Here is a 15,127-nt window from a genome sequence, read left to right on the forward strand (position 1 = left end):
ATGCTTCGCGGTGAGCCTGCGCCGCGAGAGAAAGGAACGACGACATGTCAGCCACGAAGGTGAACGTCCGCAACTTCGCTCGTGCCGAGTCCGACTTGATGTTCTCCCGGCTCGCCGCCGGGAGCACGCTCGGGACCTGGAATCACACGCGAGAGCTGAAATCGCTCGATGATCAGCCCATCATCCGGCAGAACCGGGACACTCTCTACAGCAGTGCCGTCATCGATGTGCGCGAAGGAGTCACGCTCACGCTGCCCGACACGGGCGGTCGTTACGTCTCCGCCTTCGTCGTGAATCAGGATCACTACGCGCCGTTCCTGTTACGCGAGCCCGGCGACCATGCGCTCACACGCGCAGCCGTCGGAACCGACTACGCGGCGGTCCTGATCCGCATCCTCGTCGACCCGAACGACGCCGAAGACATCGCCGAGGTGAATCGCCTCCAGGACGCACTTCGTCTCGTGGGCGGCGGATCGGGGGAGTTCCCGCTCCCTGAGTACGACGAGCCGTCGCAGTCGGAGACCCGTGATGCTCTGCTCACTCTCGGGCGCGGCGTCTCGACCTACGATCGTGCGTTCGGCACGAGGGAGGAAGTGGATCCCGTCATGCACCTGCTGGGCGTCGCCGGCGGATGGGGCGGCTTGCCCGAGTACGAGGCGACCTACATCAGCGTTGACGAGGGCCTGCCGGTCGGGGACTATCGTCTGCGCCTGACGGACGTTCCCGTCGACGCCTTCTGGTCCGTCTCGCTCTACAACGCCGCCGGCTACTTCGAGGAGAACGAGCTCGGGGTGAACAGTATCAACAGCCTGACGGCGACCGCGGACGACGACGGCGGGATCACCATCCACTTCGGTGCGCACCCTGCCGGCCTCACGAACGCGCTGGTCGTCATGCCGGGGTGGAACTACACACTGCGCCTCTACCGACCGCGCCTGTCCGTGCTCGACGGCACGTGGGTCGCGCCCCGGCCCGAAACGATCTGAGTGAGGCCCCGCGCCGCCACCCCCACCGCAGAAGAGCCCGTCCCCGCAGAAGCGGGGACGGGCTCTTCGTGATGCTCCGCGGTCGTCAGACGCCGAAGTACAGCTCGTACTCGAACGGGTGCGGACGCTGCGCCATCGGCAGGATCTCGTTCTCGTACTTGTAGGAGATCCAGGTCTCGATGAGCTCCTTGGTGAACACGCCGCCCTCGAGGAGGAACTGGTGGTCGGCCGCCAGCGCGTCGAGCGAGTCGAGCAGGGAGTTCGGAACCTGCGGGATGTCCTTGGCCTCCTCGGGCGGAAGCTCGTAGAGGTCCTTGTCGACCGGCTCGTGCGGCTCGATGCGGTTCTTGATGCCGTCGAGCCCTGCCATCAGCTGCGCGGCGAAGGCGAGGTACGGGTTGCCGGAGGCGTCGGGGGCACGGAACTCGATGCGCTTTGCCTTGGGGTTCGAGCCCGTGATCGGGATGCGGATCGCGGCGGAGCGGTTTCCGGCCGAGTAGACCAGGTTCACCGGAGCTTCGAAGCCCTTGACCAGGCGGTGGTAGCTGTTCAGGGTCGGGTTGGTGAAGGCGAGCAGGGCCGGCGCGTGCGCCAGGATGCCACCGATGTACCAGCGCGCGATGTCGCTGAGCTGACCGTAGCCGGCCTCGTCGTAGAACAGCGGCTTGCCGTCGCTCCACAGCGACTGGTGGGTGTGCATGCCCGAGCCGTTGTCACCGTAGAGGGGCTTGGGCATGAAGGTCGCGACCTTGCCCCACTCCTCGGCGGTGTTCTTGACGATGTACTTGAACTTGAGGATGTCGTCCGCCGCGTGCACCATCGTGTCGAAGCGGTAGTTGATCTCCTGCTGGCCGCCGGTGCCGACCTCGTGGTGCGAGCGCTCGAGGATGAACCCGGCGTCGATCAGCTTGAGGGTGATGTCATCACGCAGGTCGGCTGTCTTGTCGACCGGGCTGACCGGGAAGTACCCACCCTTGTACGGGGTCTTGTTGCCGAGGTTTCCGCCCTCTTCCTCGCGACCGGTGTTCCAGGCGCCCTCTTCCGAGTCGACGCTGTAGAAGCTGGAGTTGGACGTGACGTTGTAGCGGACGTCGTCGAAGATGTAGAACTCGGCCTCGGGGGCGAAGAAGGCGGTGTCGGCGATGCCGGTCGAGGTCAGGTACTTCTCGGCCTTCTTGGCGACCTGACGCGGGTCCTTCGAGTAGATCTCGCCGGTGCGCGGGTTGTAGATGTCGAACAGCATGACGAGCGTGCTCGCCTCGCGGAACGGGTCGACGTACGCCGTCGTGACGTCGGGGATGAGCTGCATGTCGGACTCGTGGATGCTCGCGAAGCCGCGGATCGACGAGCCGTCGAACAGCTGGCCGTCGGTGAAGAAAGCCTCGTCGACCGTCGATGCAGGAATGTTGAAGTGCTGCTGAACACCCGGGAGATCGGTGAAACGGATGTCAAGGAACTTGACGTCGTTCTCCTTGATGTAGCTCAGTACCTCGGACGAATCTTTGAACATGTACGACTCCTGTAATGCGGATCGATGGCTTCACGGCCACTCTGCAGAGTACGGACGGGGGATTTCTCTACGGTATCCGCTTTGTTTCGGGCGTGTTACAGGCGCGAAGACGTCAGAGCGGCATTTCGCGCTCGGTAGGCTGGGGGAGTGACGGATGCTGTGAACACGTACCCCGGTGAACGACTCGGACTCCCCGAATCCGGCTCCGGGAGCATCGCCCGTCCCGGACGCCGCATCGGAGCGCTCCTGATCGACTACACCGCGGCGACGATCATCGCGACCGGATTCCTCGGATTCAACCAGTTCGCACTGCCGACGGAAGCCGGCCTGAGCCAGTTCGCTCCGATGCTGGTGTTCGCCGTGTTGCAGATCGTCTTCATCCCGACCGCCGGCGGCAGCCCGGGACACCGTATCCTCGGCATGCGTCTTGCTCGCATGGACGGGAGCTGGGTCGGTCTGTGGCGTCCGATCGTCCGCACGCTTCTGCTCGTGGTCGTCGTGCCTGCGGTGATCTGGGATGCCGATCAGCGCGGTCTCCACGACAAGGCCGTCGGCACGGTTCTGATCCGCACCTGACCTGCGGCGGGCTGCCGTCAGTTTCGCCCGCGGTTGCGCCGACGTGCTTCGCGCGGGGCTCGTCCGCCGAGGAACGAGCGGGCGGGGTCGACCACGTAGCCGCGGCGCAGCGCCTCCCGGCCGATGAGCATCCGGAAGCCCATCTCGTCGCGGTTGCTCAGGGTGACCTCCGCCAGCACCTCGCGGTCCACCAGCCGGATCAGCAGCTCGACCACGAGGCGTTCCTGGGCGTGCCCGGACGAGCTCCGCACCGCACGACGATCATGGATCGGGCATTCGACGACGACCGCGTCCTCCTGGCTGTCCTGCCAGGGCTTGACCTTGAACCGCACCCACGGCTGCTCGTCCTGTTCGAACTCCACGATGTCGAAAGCATGCAGAGACGACGTGCGCGCACCCGTGTCGATCTTGGCCTTCAGCCAGTCCACTCCGAGATCGGGCAGGCTCACCCATTCTCGCCACCCCGTAAGGGTGTTTGAATGGGGGGTAGTCCTACTCACCTGATACATCCTGGCAGGAAAAATCCCCCGTGAAGATCGCAGTGCTCTCCCGCGCGCCGCAGGCGTACTCCACCCAGCGGCTGCGTGCAGCCGCGCTTCAACGCGGACACAACGTCAAGGTGCTCAACACTCTGCGCTTCGCGATCGATCTCACCGCCGAGGAACCGGACCTGCATTACCGGGGTCGCCAGCTCAGCGACTACGACGCGATCCTCCCGCGCATCGGGAACTCGATCACGTACTTCGGCACGGCCGTCGTGCGCCAGTTCGAGCAGATGGACGTCTACACGCCGAACACGGCGAACGGGATCTCGAGCGCACGTGACAAGCTGCGAGCGAACCAGATCCTCTCGCGCCACAACATCGCGATGCCGCCGACCGCGTTCGTGCGCAACCGCGCCGACGTCCGTCCGGCGATCGAGCGCGTGGGCGGGGCTCCGGTCGTGATCAAGCTCCTGGAAGGTACACAGGGGATCGGGGTCATCCTCGCCCCTCAGGTGAAGGTCGCCGAGGCCATCATCGAGACCCTGCACTCCACCAAGCAGAACGTGCTCATCCAGAAGTTCATCTCGGAGAGCCGCGGTCGCGACATCCGGGCGCTGGTCGTCGGTGACCGTGTCGTCGCGGCGATGCGACGATCGGCGGCCGGTGACGAGTTCCGATCCAACGTGCACCGTGGCGGATCGGTCGAGGCCATCGAGCTCGATCCGGTCTATGAGCGTGCGGCCGTGCGCTCGGCCCAGATCATGGGCCTGCGTGTGGCCGGTGTCGACATGCTCGAGGGGGACGACGGCCCGCTCGTCATGGAGGTCAACTCCTCACCCGGGCTACAGGGCATCGAGACGGCCACCAAGCTCGACGTCGCCGGCGCCATCATCGACTACATCGCCGGTCAGGTCGCCTTCCCCGAGATCGACGTGCGTCAGCGTCTCACCGTCTCGACGGGCTATGGCGTCGCCGAGCTGATGGTCCACGGCGCGGTCGACCTCGTCGGGAAGACCCTGGGGGAGGCCGGGCTCTGGGAACGCGACATCACGGTCCTCACGCTGCACCGAGGAGTCAGTGTCATTCCCAACCCGCGCAAGCACGTCGTCCTGGAAGCCGATGACCGGCTGTTCTGCTTCGGCAAGCTCGACGAGATGCGCTCCATGGTTCCTGAGCGTCGTCGTCGGCGCGCCAAAGTCCGCAGGCTGCCGCGACAGCCTCTCTCCGAGTGAAAGAGAGCGCGGCCACCCTCACAGGAGGATGGCCGCGCTCGGTGCTTCTGAGGTGCGGAGAGTCAACGAGGACGCTGGGAGCGCACCTTGGTCGGGTCGATGCCCTTCGGGATCGGCAGCGATGACAGCGACTGGGAGACGGAGTCCACGCGGCGGATGACGGCGGCCATCGTGGCCTTGTCGATCGCCTTCGGGAGCTTCTTGATCGTCTTCGAGAGATCGGCGATCGCCACCTCGTCGTCGCCGTGACCGACGTAGAGGACGGTGACCGGGACGCCGTGCGCGACACGCTGTGCCTTGCTGCGCTCCTCGTTGACGAGACGCGTCAATCGGCCGCGTGCACCTTCACCGACGATGACGATGCCTCCGCGCCCGATGGTGCGGTACACAGCCTCCTGGGTCTTCGGGTTGATGCCGACGGGAGTCTCGGATGCCTGCCAGCTGCGCCCGAGGCTTGTGCTGAGCACGTGTCCGGTGGCGCCGGGCATGCCGTCGATCTTGCTGTACATGGCGGAGGTCGAGAGGCGCGTCATCAGGAACAGGGCACCGAGGATGCCGAGCATGAGACCGGTGATCCCCCAGAGGACGAGCGTCCAGATCTGGAAGGGCGGGATGAGATAGCCGGCGACGAGGCCGAGCAGCACGCCGCCGATGAGGATGGCACCCTGCGCCCACGGCAACCAGGAGTATGCCTCACGTGTGAACCGGAAGAGGGACTTGATCTGGGAGAAGAACCCAGGACGCTTTTCGGGTTCAGGAGCACGCTTTGCCATGAGGACCAGCCTACCGAGTCCCGGAGCCTCCTGATGTCGGCGTTCGCGCGAAGCGGAGGGGACCGGCGCCACCACTCCTGCACATCAGAGGATTCGGCGGAATCCGTCGCGATCGTCCCCGGGCACCGGGATCGGGCTGAGGTCTGCGCTGTGATGGAGCAATGGAAGACATCGCGATCGACGACGGCCGGGGCGGGCCGCTCGTACCGGGCGCGCATCGCGTGGTGAGAACGCTCGATGCGACGGAGGGGCCCTTCCCCGGCACTCTCGTCGCGAACGGGGACGGCGTCGCCGTGAGAGTGGACGCGGCGGCGCTCGGCGGGTGGGTGGGATGGGGTTTCTCCGGCGCCGAACACATCGCTGCGCCGATCGATGTCGTCCGGCGCCAGGGAGGGCACGACGTGTTGCTTCCGTGGTGCACGGAGCGTGTGAGCAGCTTCCTGGGCCGCCGTTCGGTGGGAGGAGGGGGCATCACGCCGGGCGAAACCACCACTCTCGTCGTCAGTCTCCTGCGGGGACTCGACGAGTTGGGAGAGGGCATCGACGGCATGCGCACCGGGGCATGGTGGCTGACGGATGGCGGGCGACCGGTGTTCGTGCTGGGGGACGGCACGGACGCGAGGGCGGGGACCGTGGAGATCCTGGAACAGCTGGCGGAGCGCAGTTCGGACAAAGTGCTCAGACGCGCGACCGGTGCGATCGAGGAGGCCCTGCGGAAGGTCATCGCCCAGCCGCGTCTGCCCCGCAGGCTCACCGAGGCGTGGGAGCAGTCGATGCTCGACGTCGCCGCGCCGCAGCCGCTCGAACGCGAGATCCATGCTGCGGAACGAGCGCGGGACGTCGCCCGTGCCGTCGTTCCGCACGTCTCTGGCCTTCACGAAGGGGGGCGACGTCTGCGCGCGGACCGGACTCCGAGCAGGGGGTCGCGTCGCGGAAGCCGCGCGCGGGAGGCGATCGGCGATGCGATGCGCTCATCGATCGGCGAGGTTCTTGCGCGTGTGGATCGCATGAGAGGAACGCAGGCTTCGCGAACCGGTCGCCAGAGCGTACGCCGTGGGCGATCCGCTGAGACCGGGAAGCTGCGTCGACGTTCCCTGCTCGTCGCGGGCGCGGCTGCGGCGCTTGTGCTTGCCGGCGGACTGCTGCTGCCGGAGGGAGAAGCGTCGGGTAAGGGCGCTGACCTGTCTGGTGGCAGTGGTCAGGCGCGGGCATCGTCTTCGCCCGAAGATGCGTCTCCGGCGGCCTCGGCTTCCGTGATCGGGGCCCCGGAAGAGACCGAGGACTCCGACCCTGAGGACTCAGCCCCCGAGGGCTCAGAGCCCGAGGAGTCGGCCGCGGGCATCGATCCCGTGGCGGCGGCCTCATCGCTCCTCCGCGCGATCGCGGATTGTCGGGCCGCGGGAGACACCTCGTGCGCAGACGCGGTGTCCGGCGACGCCGCGCGAGTGATGAAGGCCCTCGACGGGCTGCCGCCCTCGGCCGCGGAACTGGTGGATGAATACGGCGACGTCGCGGTGGTGCGCCTCGCATCGGCAGGTCGGGAGGGAGGCGCGGAGGGGGAAGAGGGCGGGGAGGAAGACGAGGGTTCGGATCAGACGATCGTCGTGCTCATCCGCACAGGAGAGAAATGGCTGGTCCGCGACGTCTACGACGTCGCGGACCAGCCAGGATGACTCTTCGCCCGTCAGGCGCCGAGCTGAGCGGCGAACTGTGCCGACTCGAGTCGCGCCTTCACGGCGCCCAGGAAGCGGGCGGCGTCTGCACCGTCGATGATGCGGTGGTCATAGGAGAGAGCGAGGTACACGTACGACCGGACAGCGATCGCGTCGGTGCCTCCGACCTTCACGAGACCCGGACGCTTGACGACCGTTCCGGTGCCCAGGATCGCCGACTGCGGCAAGAACACGACCGGCGTGTCGAACAGGGCACCACGCGAACCGGTGTTGGTCAGCGTGAACGTTCCACCGGCCAGCTCGTCGGGCTTCAGCTTGTTGTCGCGGGTCCGTGCCGCAAGATCGGCGATCTCGTGGGCGATCTGGGCGATGTTCTTCGACGCCGCGTCACGCAGTACCGGCGTCAGCAGGCCCCGCTCGGTGTCGACCGCGATCGAGACGTTCTCGCTGGCCGGGTAGACGATGTTCTCACCGTCGACCGTCGCGTTGACGATCGGGAACGCCTGCAGGGCCTCGGCCGTGGCGAGAGCGAAGAACGGCAGGAAGGAGAGCTTGTCGCCCGTCTTCTCGAGGAACGACGCCTTCACGCTGTCGCGGTACTCGGCGAGGGCCGTGACATCGACCTCGACGACCGTGGTCAACTGTGCCGTCTGCTGCATCGACTCGACAGCGCGCTTGGCGAGGACCTTGCGCAGACGCGACATCGGCTGGGTCGTCCCACGAAGAGGCGACACCTCGAGCGGAGCAGGGGCCGCCGCTGCCGCAGCGGGCGCCGACTTCGCGGTCTCCGCGGCCTTCAGCACGTCTTCCTTGCGGATGCGACCGCCCACACCGGTTCCGGTGACGGAAGCCAGATCCACGCCCTGCTGCGACGCCAGTCGGCGCACGAGCGGGGTCACATAGAGGTTGTCGTTCTCGGTGGGGAGCGCGAGCTTCGATGCGGGCTGAGCGGCGGCAGGGGCCGGAGCAGCAGCGGGTGCCGGAGCAGCCGGGGCCGGTGCAGCGGCAGGTGCCGGAGCAGCCGGGGCCGGTGCAGCGGCAGGTGCCGGAGCAGCGGCAGGCGCCGGAGCAGCAGCGGGTGCCGGAGCAGCAGCGGGTGCCGGAGCAGCAGGTGCCTCGGAAGCGGGCGCTGCTCCGGAACCGACACGTGCGAGCACAGCGCCGACGGCGACGGTCTCGTCCTCGCCGGCCACGATCTCCTGCAGTACGCCGGCGACCGGCGACGGGATCTCGGTGTCGACCTTGTCGGTGGAGATCTCCAGAAGGGCCTCGTCGACGGCGATGGTGTCGCCGACCTGCTTCAGCCAGCGGGTGACGGTTCCCTCGGTGACGCTCTCGCCCAGTTCGGGAAGCACGATGTCTGTCGCATCGCCGGCGGGTGCGGCAGGTGCGGACTCAGCGGCGGGCGCCGGTGCTTCTGCGGCGGGGGTCGGAGCCTCTGCAGCCGGGGTCTCTTCGGCAGCGGGAGATGCCTCGGCTGGCGCTTCTTCCGCAGCGGGTGCGGCGGCGGCGGGAGCATCTGCGGCCGGAGCCGCGGCGCTGCCATCGCCGATGCGCGCGAGGAGCGCGCCGACCTCGACGGTCTCGTCCTCGGCCACGAGGATCTCCTCGATCACGCCGCTGACGGGGGAGGGGATCTCGGTGTCGACCTTGTCGGTCGAGATCTCGAGCAGGCCCTCGTCCGCCTGCACGGTGTCTCCCACCTGCTTGAGCCAGCGGGTGACCGTACCCTCTGTGACGCTCTCGCCGAGAGCGGGGAGGACGACGGATGTGCTCATGACTGAGTCTCCTTCAGGAAGTTGTATGACGCTTGTCTAGCTTAGTGACTCGGGCACCGGTTGGTGCTCAGAGGGCGTGCAGGGGCTTGCCGGCCAGGGCGAGGAAGGCCTCGCCGAGTGCCTCGCTCTGGGTCGGGTGTGCGTGGATCAGAGGAGCGATGTCCTCCGGGTGCGCCTCCCAGGCGACGGCGAGCTGCCCCTCGGTGATGAGCTCGCCGACACGGTCGCCGAGCAGGTGCACACCGATGACGGGGCCGTCTTTGAGGCGGACGACCTTCACGAGACCACCCGTTCCGATGATCTCGCTCTTGCCGTTCCCGGCGAGGTTGTACTCGTAGGCGACGATCGCGTCCGCGCCGTGTTCAGCAGCGGCGGCTTCCTCGGTCACTCCGACCGACGCGACCTCGGGGCTGGAATAGGTGACCTTGGGGATCTGCAGATCGGGAACGTTGACGGGGGAGAGGCCGGCGATCCGTTCGGCGACGGCGATGCCCTGCTGGAATCCGCGGTGCGCGAGCTGGAGGCCGGGGACGATGTCGCCGACGGCCCAGAGCCCCGGGACCCCGGTGCGCAGGTCGTCGTCGACGATCACGAAGCCGCGGTCCAGAGTGACACCGGCCTCTGCGAAGCCGAGGTCGGCCGTCGCCGGCCCGCGTCCGACGGCGACGAGCAGGTAGTCGGCCGTGAACTCCTTGCCGTCCTCGAGCGTGACCGTGACGGACGAGTCGTCCTGCGTGGCCGTCTGGAAGCGGGTCCCGAGGGAGTACTGGATGCCACGGCGGCGGAATGCCCTCTCCAGGCCCTTGCTGAGCGCGATGTCCTCGTTCGGGACGAGGTGCGGCAGCGCTTCGATGATGGTGACCTCGGAGCCGAAGGAGCGCCAGACGCTCGCGAACTCGACGCCGATGACACCACCGCCGAGGATCAGGACGCGGTCGGGGACGACATCCAGAGCGAGCGCCTGCTCGCTGGTGAGGATCCGTCCGCCGATCTCGAGGCCGGGGAGCGATCGGCTGTACGAACCGGTCGCGAGCACGACGTCCGCACCGACGTAGATGTCATCGCCGACGCTGATGCTGCGGTCTGGATTCAGTCGACCGAGCCCGGTGACGGTGGTGATGCCGCGAGCTTTGACGAGACCTTCGAGACCCTTGAACTTCTTGGCGACGATGCCCTCGCGATACGTGCGGACGCCGACGGGGTCGATGCCTTCCAGGGACGCCGTCACACCGACCGACGCGGCATCGCGCACATGCTCGGCGACCTCGGCCGCATGCAGGAGTGCCTTGGTCGGGATGCAGCCGCGGTGCAGGCAGGTGCCGCCGACCTTGTCCTTCTCGATCAACGCGACGGACTTGCCGAGCTCACTCGCGCGCAATGCAGCGGCATAGCCGCCGCTTCCGCCGCCCAGGACGACGATGTCGAAGGTGTGGGTTGTCATATGTCATGCCTCCGTGTGGGATGCTTCGGCGAAGGCGACGATCGATCGGACCATCGCCCCTGTGGGGCCCTTCTCGGTGAAGCCGTACGGGGCGCCGGCGTGTTCGCCGGAGCCCGCGATGTCGAGGTGCACCCAGGGGATGCGCGGGGCGTCCTCGGCCTCCGACGTGCGCCCGACGAACCGGCGCAGGAACAGGCCGGCATAGGAGGCACCGCCCATCCGGTCGCCCATGTTGGCGTTCTGGAGATCGGCGATGGGGGACTCGAGCGACTCCTCCATGTACTCCGGCAGCGGCATGTGCCAGGCCGGTTCGTCGACCTGTGCGGTCGCGGAGATGAACGCGGAGACCGTCTCGACGTCGCCGAAGACACCGGTGTGCCGGTGGCCGAGCGCGGCGACGATGGCACCCGTGAGGGTCGCCACGTCGATGATGACGTCGGGATTCTCTCGGCTCGCGGCGACCAGACCGTCCGCCAGGACGAGGCGGCCCTCAGCGTCGGTGTTCTGCACCTCCACCGTGGTGCCGTCGAGGATGCGGATGACGTCGCCGGGGCGCAGAGCGCGGCCCGAGGGCATGTTGTCGGTGATGCAGAGCCAGGCCGTCACGTGGACAGGGAGCCCGAGAGTCGCGATCGCGCGGATCGCGGCGAGAGATGTCGCTGCTCCGGCCATGTCGAACTTCATGCCGACCATCGATGCGGCGGGCTTCAGCGACAGCCCGCCGGTGTCGAAGGTGATGCCCTTGCCGACCAGCGCGATGTGTCGCGATGCGTCGGCGGGGGAGTAGTCGAGGCGGACCAGGCGCGGGGGGCGGTCGGAGCCCTGCCCCACGCCGAGGATGCCCCCGAAGCCGTGATCGGCGAGGTCTTTCTCGTCGAGGATCTCGACCGTGACGTCGAGGTCGGCGACGCTGTCGGCGGCGCTCTGGGCGAGCTGGGCAGGGCTCTGCCACTCGGCGGGAACGTTCACGAGGTCCTTGACGAGGGCGACGGCGTCGCCGAGGACCTGAGCATGCTCGGCGTCCTCGTCGTCGAGGGCGGCGTGCAGGGTGATCCTGGTGGCGCGAGCCTTGCCCTTCTCCGTCCGGTACCCGTCGAATTTGTGTCCGCCGAGCACCGCGCCTTCTGCTGCCGGCGCGGCGAAGGACTCCAGGCCGTCGGCGAGGGCGATGGCGACGTGCTCGAAACCGGCGAGGGTGCGCAGCGCTGTCCCGGTCGCATTGCGCACCGCAGCGGGGTCAGGCACGTTGCCGACGCCGACGACGGCCAGCGGCAACGACGTCACCTCCGGGGCGTACACGCGCGCGAACGATCCTGCGGAGCCGGTGAAGCCGATACCGGCCAACGCATCGGCGAGGCCGGGATAACCGGCCAGTGAATCCGCCGAATCAGGGAGAGCGGCGACGACGAGCACTGCGGCATCTGCAGCGCTTCCGGGGAACTGAGCGGTGGTGTGCGAGAGCACGGGAAGCGTCATGCCTCCATCCTAGGATCTCTGTCGCAGCATGGTCGCGCGCCCTCGTGGCGCGTGTTCGCTCTCAGCATGATGCTCTGCGCCCCGGCCCCCAGCCCTGCTCGTAGCATGGACACATGCCCTTCTCCGGTGAGATCCACGAACGCGTCGCGAATGCGCCGACAGTGCCGCACGGCCTGCCCCTGGTGCTGCTTCTCACCGGTTTCACCGACGCGGGCAGCGCGGTGTCCGGCCTGATCGACCACCTGAGGGAGACCGCGTCGCCGGAAACCGTCGTGGTGTTCGACAACGATGCGCTGCTGGACTATCGCGCCCGTCGACCGGTGATCGCCTTCGACCAGGACCACCTCACCGAATTCCGGCCGCCGCGTCTCGAGCTGTCGCTTGCGACGGACGCGCTCGGTCGTCCCTTCCTGCTCCTCGCCGGGTACGAGCCCGACTTCGCGTGGAACCGCTTCGCGAGCACCGTCCTCGCCCTGGCGGCGGAGTTCGAGGTGTCGGGGCTGCACTGGGTGCATTCGATCGCCATGCCTGTTCCGCACACACGTCCGATCGGTACGACCGTCAGCGGCAACCGCCGTGAGCTCACGGTCGCGCACTCCGTCTGGCGTCCGCGCACCCAGGTGCCGGCGACCGCCGGTCACCTCCTCGAGTTCCGGTTCGTCGAGCGCGGCGACCCCGCCGTCGGATTCGTGCTCCTCGTGCCGCACTACCTCGCCGAGACCGAGAATCCAGAAGCGGTGATCGCCGCGGCAGAGAGGCTGATGGCCTCGACCGGTCTGGTGCTGATGCTGGACGCCGTTCAGGAGCGCCGCGAGGACTACCTGGCGCGCGTCGACGAGCAGGTCGCCGGGAACGATGAGCTGCAGCAGATGGTGCACAACCTCGAGCGCCGATATGACGCGTACATGGCGGGACGCAATCCCGATGACGATTCGTACGACGAGGGCGGGTTCAGTGAGCGGGACCTTCCCAGCGCCGACGAGCTCGCTGCGGAACTGGAGCGCTACCTGGCGTCGCGTCCGTCGGGCGACGAGGACAAGCCCGGTCGCAACTGACACGGATCCGCGAGAACTTCGTCGTAATGCATCCGCATCGCCACACGTGTGCGATACTAGGACTCTGACCCGTTGTCAATCAGTGTTTTCGAGCGCTGGACTTGACAAGGGTCTTACTAGTGTCCGAAATGTCCCGGGGCTACACAGCAGCTCCGTGAAAGGCGAAACGTGACTCCTGCCACGACGAAGAACACCCGGACGAAGAAGGCTGCCGAAGAGACGACCGCCGACGCTCCGGTCGAGGCCGATGCGCCCGAGAAGCCCGCGCCCCTGAGCGCGGCGAAGCGTGCTGCCGCGAAGCGCGCCCCCGTCAAGAAGAAGAAGTCCGAGGACGTCGTCGAAGAAGACGAGGCCCCCGCCGCTGCTGCGGTCGAGGACGACGAGGACGAGGACGCGAAGCCGAAGTTCACCGAGCCGCTGCCGACCGGCGCGATCGTCATCTCGTCGAACGACGATGAAGACGTTCCCGTCTACTCGACGCAGATCACCGGTGCGACTGCCGACCCTGTCAAGGACTACCTGAAGCAGATCGGAAAGGTCGCGCTCCTGAACGCGGCCGAAGAGGTCGAGCTCGCGATGCGCATCGAGGCGGGTCTGTTCGCCGAGGAGAAGTTGTCGGCGATGACCGCGGCCGAGAAGACGAGCCAGCTCGGACTCGACCTGCAGTGGGTCGCCCGCGACGGACAGCGTGCCAAGAGCCACCTGCTCGGCGCGAACCTCCGACTCGTCGTCTCGCTCGCCAAGCGCTACACGGGCCGCGGCATGCAGTTCCTGGACCTGATCCAGGAGGGCAACCTCGGCCTCATCCGCGCGGTCGAGAAGTTCGACTACACCAAGGGCTTCAAGTTCTCGACGTACGCCACGTGGTGGATCCGCCAGGCGATCACCCGTGCGATGGCCGACCAGGCCCGCACGATCCGCATCCCGGTGCACATGGTCGAGGTCATCAACAAGCTCGCGCGAGTGCAGCGTCAGATGCTGCAGGATCTCGGCCGCGAACCCACGCCGGAAGAGCTCAGCCGTGAGCTCGACATGACGCCCGAGAAGGTCGTCGAGGTGCAGAAGTACGGCCGCGAGCCGATCTCGCTGCACACGCCGCTGGGTGAAGACGGCGACAGCGAGTTCGGCGACCTGATCGAGGACACCGAGGCCGTGGTTCCGGCCGACGCGGTGGGCTTCACCATGCTGCAGCGTCAGCTGGAACAGCTGCTCGACTCGCTCTCCGAGCGCGAAGCCGGCGTGATCCGGATGCGCTTCGGCCTGGGCGACGGTCAGCCGAAGACTCTCGACCAGATCGGCGACACCTTCGGCGTGACGCGTGAGCGCATCCGTCAGATCGAGTCGAAGACCATGGCGAAGCTCCGGCACCCGAGCCGTTCGCAGTCCCTGCGGGACTACCTCGAATGAGCCAGGCGAACGACGGCAAGGCGCTCGAGGCGAGCGTCGACGGCAAGAGCTATGCGCGTATCCCGCTGCGTACCCGTGTGGTCATGCCCGAGGACGACCTCGATGCGATCATCACGGAGTACGCCAAGGACGCCGTGCAGCCGGGCGACCTGCTGTTCGTGACCGAGAAGATCGTGGCGATCACCCAGGGGCGGTCGTACCGTCTCGACGAGATCAAGCCGCGCAAGCTCGCCCTGTTCCTCTCCAAGTACGTCACCCGCACGCCGTACGGCATCGGGCTCGGCATGCCGGAGACGATGGAGATGGCGCTGCGGGAGTGCGGCACTCCGCGGATCCTGTTCGCGTCGGCCGTGGCAGCGGTAACCAAGGCGTTCGGTCGTCGTGGTGACTTCTACCGCATCGCGGGTGACAAGGCGCGGGCCATCGACGGTCCCACCAAGCACACCATCCCTCCGTACAACGAGGCTGTCGTGCTCGGACCGAAGGATCCCGACGGCGTGGCCGCGCGGCTGAAGGCACTGATCGGTGGCCAGGCAGAGGTGGCAGTGGTCGATATCAACGACCTCGGCGGCAACATCCTCGGGTCGACGCTCGACAAGGACGGCGAGCGTCGTCTGGTCAAGATCCTCGGGGACAACCCGCTCGGACAGGGGCTCGAGTCCACACCGCTCGGCATCGTCCGCGCAGTCTGACCTCTGTCATCTGATCCGCTCAGAACGATGACGAAGGCCCCGG

13 protein-coding genes are annotated in these 15,127 nt (G+C 67.4%); 7 read left to right on the forward strand and 6 right to left on the reverse strand.

The window, feature by feature from the left end; genetic code table 11:
* Positions 1–44: 44 nt before the first annotated feature.
* Entirely contained in the window at positions 45–986 is a 942-nt protein-coding gene (locus tag MicroSTF_RS01815) for a DUF1214 domain-containing protein (protein WP_322953185.1), read from the forward strand.
* Between the two features lie 85 nt (positions 987–1,071).
* On the opposite strand, the gene glnA is transcribed toward MicroSTF_RS01815, so the two are convergent.
* A complete protein-coding gene (glnA, locus tag MicroSTF_RS01820; protein ID WP_021200702.1) occupies positions 1,072–2,496 on the reverse strand; it encodes a type I glutamate--ammonia ligase in 1,425 nt (474 codons plus the stop codon).
* A 147-nt stretch (positions 2,497–2,643) separates the two neighbouring features.
* Between glnA and MicroSTF_RS01825 the strand changes: the two genes are divergently transcribed.
* Positions 2,644–3,072, forward strand: a complete 429-nt coding sequence (locus MicroSTF_RS01825; protein ID WP_029260307.1) for an RDD family protein — start codon at positions 2,644–2,646, stop codon at positions 3,070–3,072.
* Between the two features lie 17 nt (positions 3,073–3,089).
* Here the strand turns inward: MicroSTF_RS01825 and MicroSTF_RS01830 are convergent, their stop codons facing one another.
* Positions 3,090–3,581: an ATP-dependent zinc protease gene (locus MicroSTF_RS01830; RefSeq protein ID WP_322953190.1), complete on the reverse strand. Its 492-nt coding sequence runs from the start codon at positions 3,579–3,581 to the stop codon at positions 3,090–3,092.
* 20 nt (positions 3,582–3,601) lie between these two features.
* On the opposite strand from MicroSTF_RS01830, the gene MicroSTF_RS01835 reads away from it, so the two are divergent.
* Positions 3,602–4,789, forward strand: coding sequence for a RimK family alpha-L-glutamate ligase (locus MicroSTF_RS01835; RefSeq protein WP_017830470.1), 1,188 nt, complete (start codon positions 3,602–3,604; stop codon positions 4,787–4,789).
* 62 nt (positions 4,790–4,851) lie between these two features.
* Here MicroSTF_RS01835 and MicroSTF_RS01840 read toward each other — a convergent pair whose 3' ends face one another.
* A complete protein-coding gene (locus MicroSTF_RS01840) occupies positions 4,852–5,562 on the reverse strand; it encodes a DUF4191 domain-containing protein (RefSeq protein WP_322953194.1) in 711 nt (236 codons plus the stop codon).
* A gap of 161 nt (positions 5,563–5,723) precedes the next feature.
* On the opposite strand from MicroSTF_RS01840, the gene MicroSTF_RS01845 reads away from it, so the two are divergent.
* Entirely contained in the window at positions 5,724–7,235 is a 1,512-nt protein-coding gene (locus MicroSTF_RS01845; RefSeq protein WP_322953195.1) for a hypothetical protein, read from the forward strand.
* Positions 7,236–7,246: 11 nt separating this feature from the next.
* On the opposite strand, the gene sucB is transcribed toward MicroSTF_RS01845, so the two are convergent.
* From sucB to MicroSTF_RS01860, 3 genes are all read right to left on the reverse strand, one after another.
* Positions 7,247–9,013: a 2-oxoglutarate dehydrogenase, E2 component, dihydrolipoamide succinyltransferase gene (gene sucB, locus MicroSTF_RS01850; protein WP_322953197.1), complete on the reverse strand. Its 1,767-nt coding sequence runs from the start codon at positions 9,011–9,013 to the stop codon at positions 7,247–7,249.
* Positions 9,014–9,080: 67 nt separating this feature from the next.
* Positions 9,081–10,454, reverse strand: a complete 1,374-nt coding sequence (gene lpdA / locus MicroSTF_RS01855) for a dihydrolipoyl dehydrogenase (RefSeq protein ID WP_029259306.1) — start codon at positions 10,452–10,454, stop codon at positions 9,081–9,083.
* Between the two features lie 3 nt (positions 10,455–10,457).
* Positions 10,458–11,930, reverse strand: a complete 1,473-nt coding sequence (locus MicroSTF_RS01860) for a leucyl aminopeptidase (protein WP_322953200.1) — start codon at positions 11,928–11,930, stop codon at positions 10,458–10,460.
* A 113-nt stretch (positions 11,931–12,043) separates the two neighbouring features.
* On the opposite strand from MicroSTF_RS01860, the gene MicroSTF_RS01865 reads away from it, so the two are divergent.
* The 3 genes from MicroSTF_RS01865 (at position 12,044) to MicroSTF_RS01875 (ending at position 15,084) form a co-directional block, all read left to right on the forward strand.
* Complete coding sequence (locus MicroSTF_RS01865; RefSeq protein WP_021200694.1) at positions 12,044–12,985, forward strand: proteasome assembly chaperone family protein; 942 nt, start codon at positions 12,044–12,046, stop codon at positions 12,983–12,985.
* 168 nt (positions 12,986–13,153) lie between these two features.
* Positions 13,154–14,392: an RNA polymerase sigma factor gene (locus MicroSTF_RS01870; RefSeq protein WP_017830477.1), complete on the forward strand. Its 1,239-nt coding sequence runs from the start codon at positions 13,154–13,156 to the stop codon at positions 14,390–14,392.
* A complete protein-coding gene (locus MicroSTF_RS01875; RefSeq protein ID WP_021200693.1) occupies positions 14,389–15,084 on the forward strand; it encodes a coenzyme F420-0:L-glutamate ligase in 696 nt (231 codons plus the stop codon). Before MicroSTF_RS01870 ends, MicroSTF_RS01875 begins: the two co-directional genes overlap by 4 nt.
* The last annotated feature ends 43 nt before the right edge of the window (positions 15,085–15,127 follow it).

Source organism: Microbacterium sp. STF-2, from assembly GCF_034650155.1.
Classification (GTDB): domain Bacteria; phylum Actinomycetota; class Actinomycetes; order Actinomycetales; family Microbacteriaceae; genus Microbacterium; species Microbacterium maritypicum_A.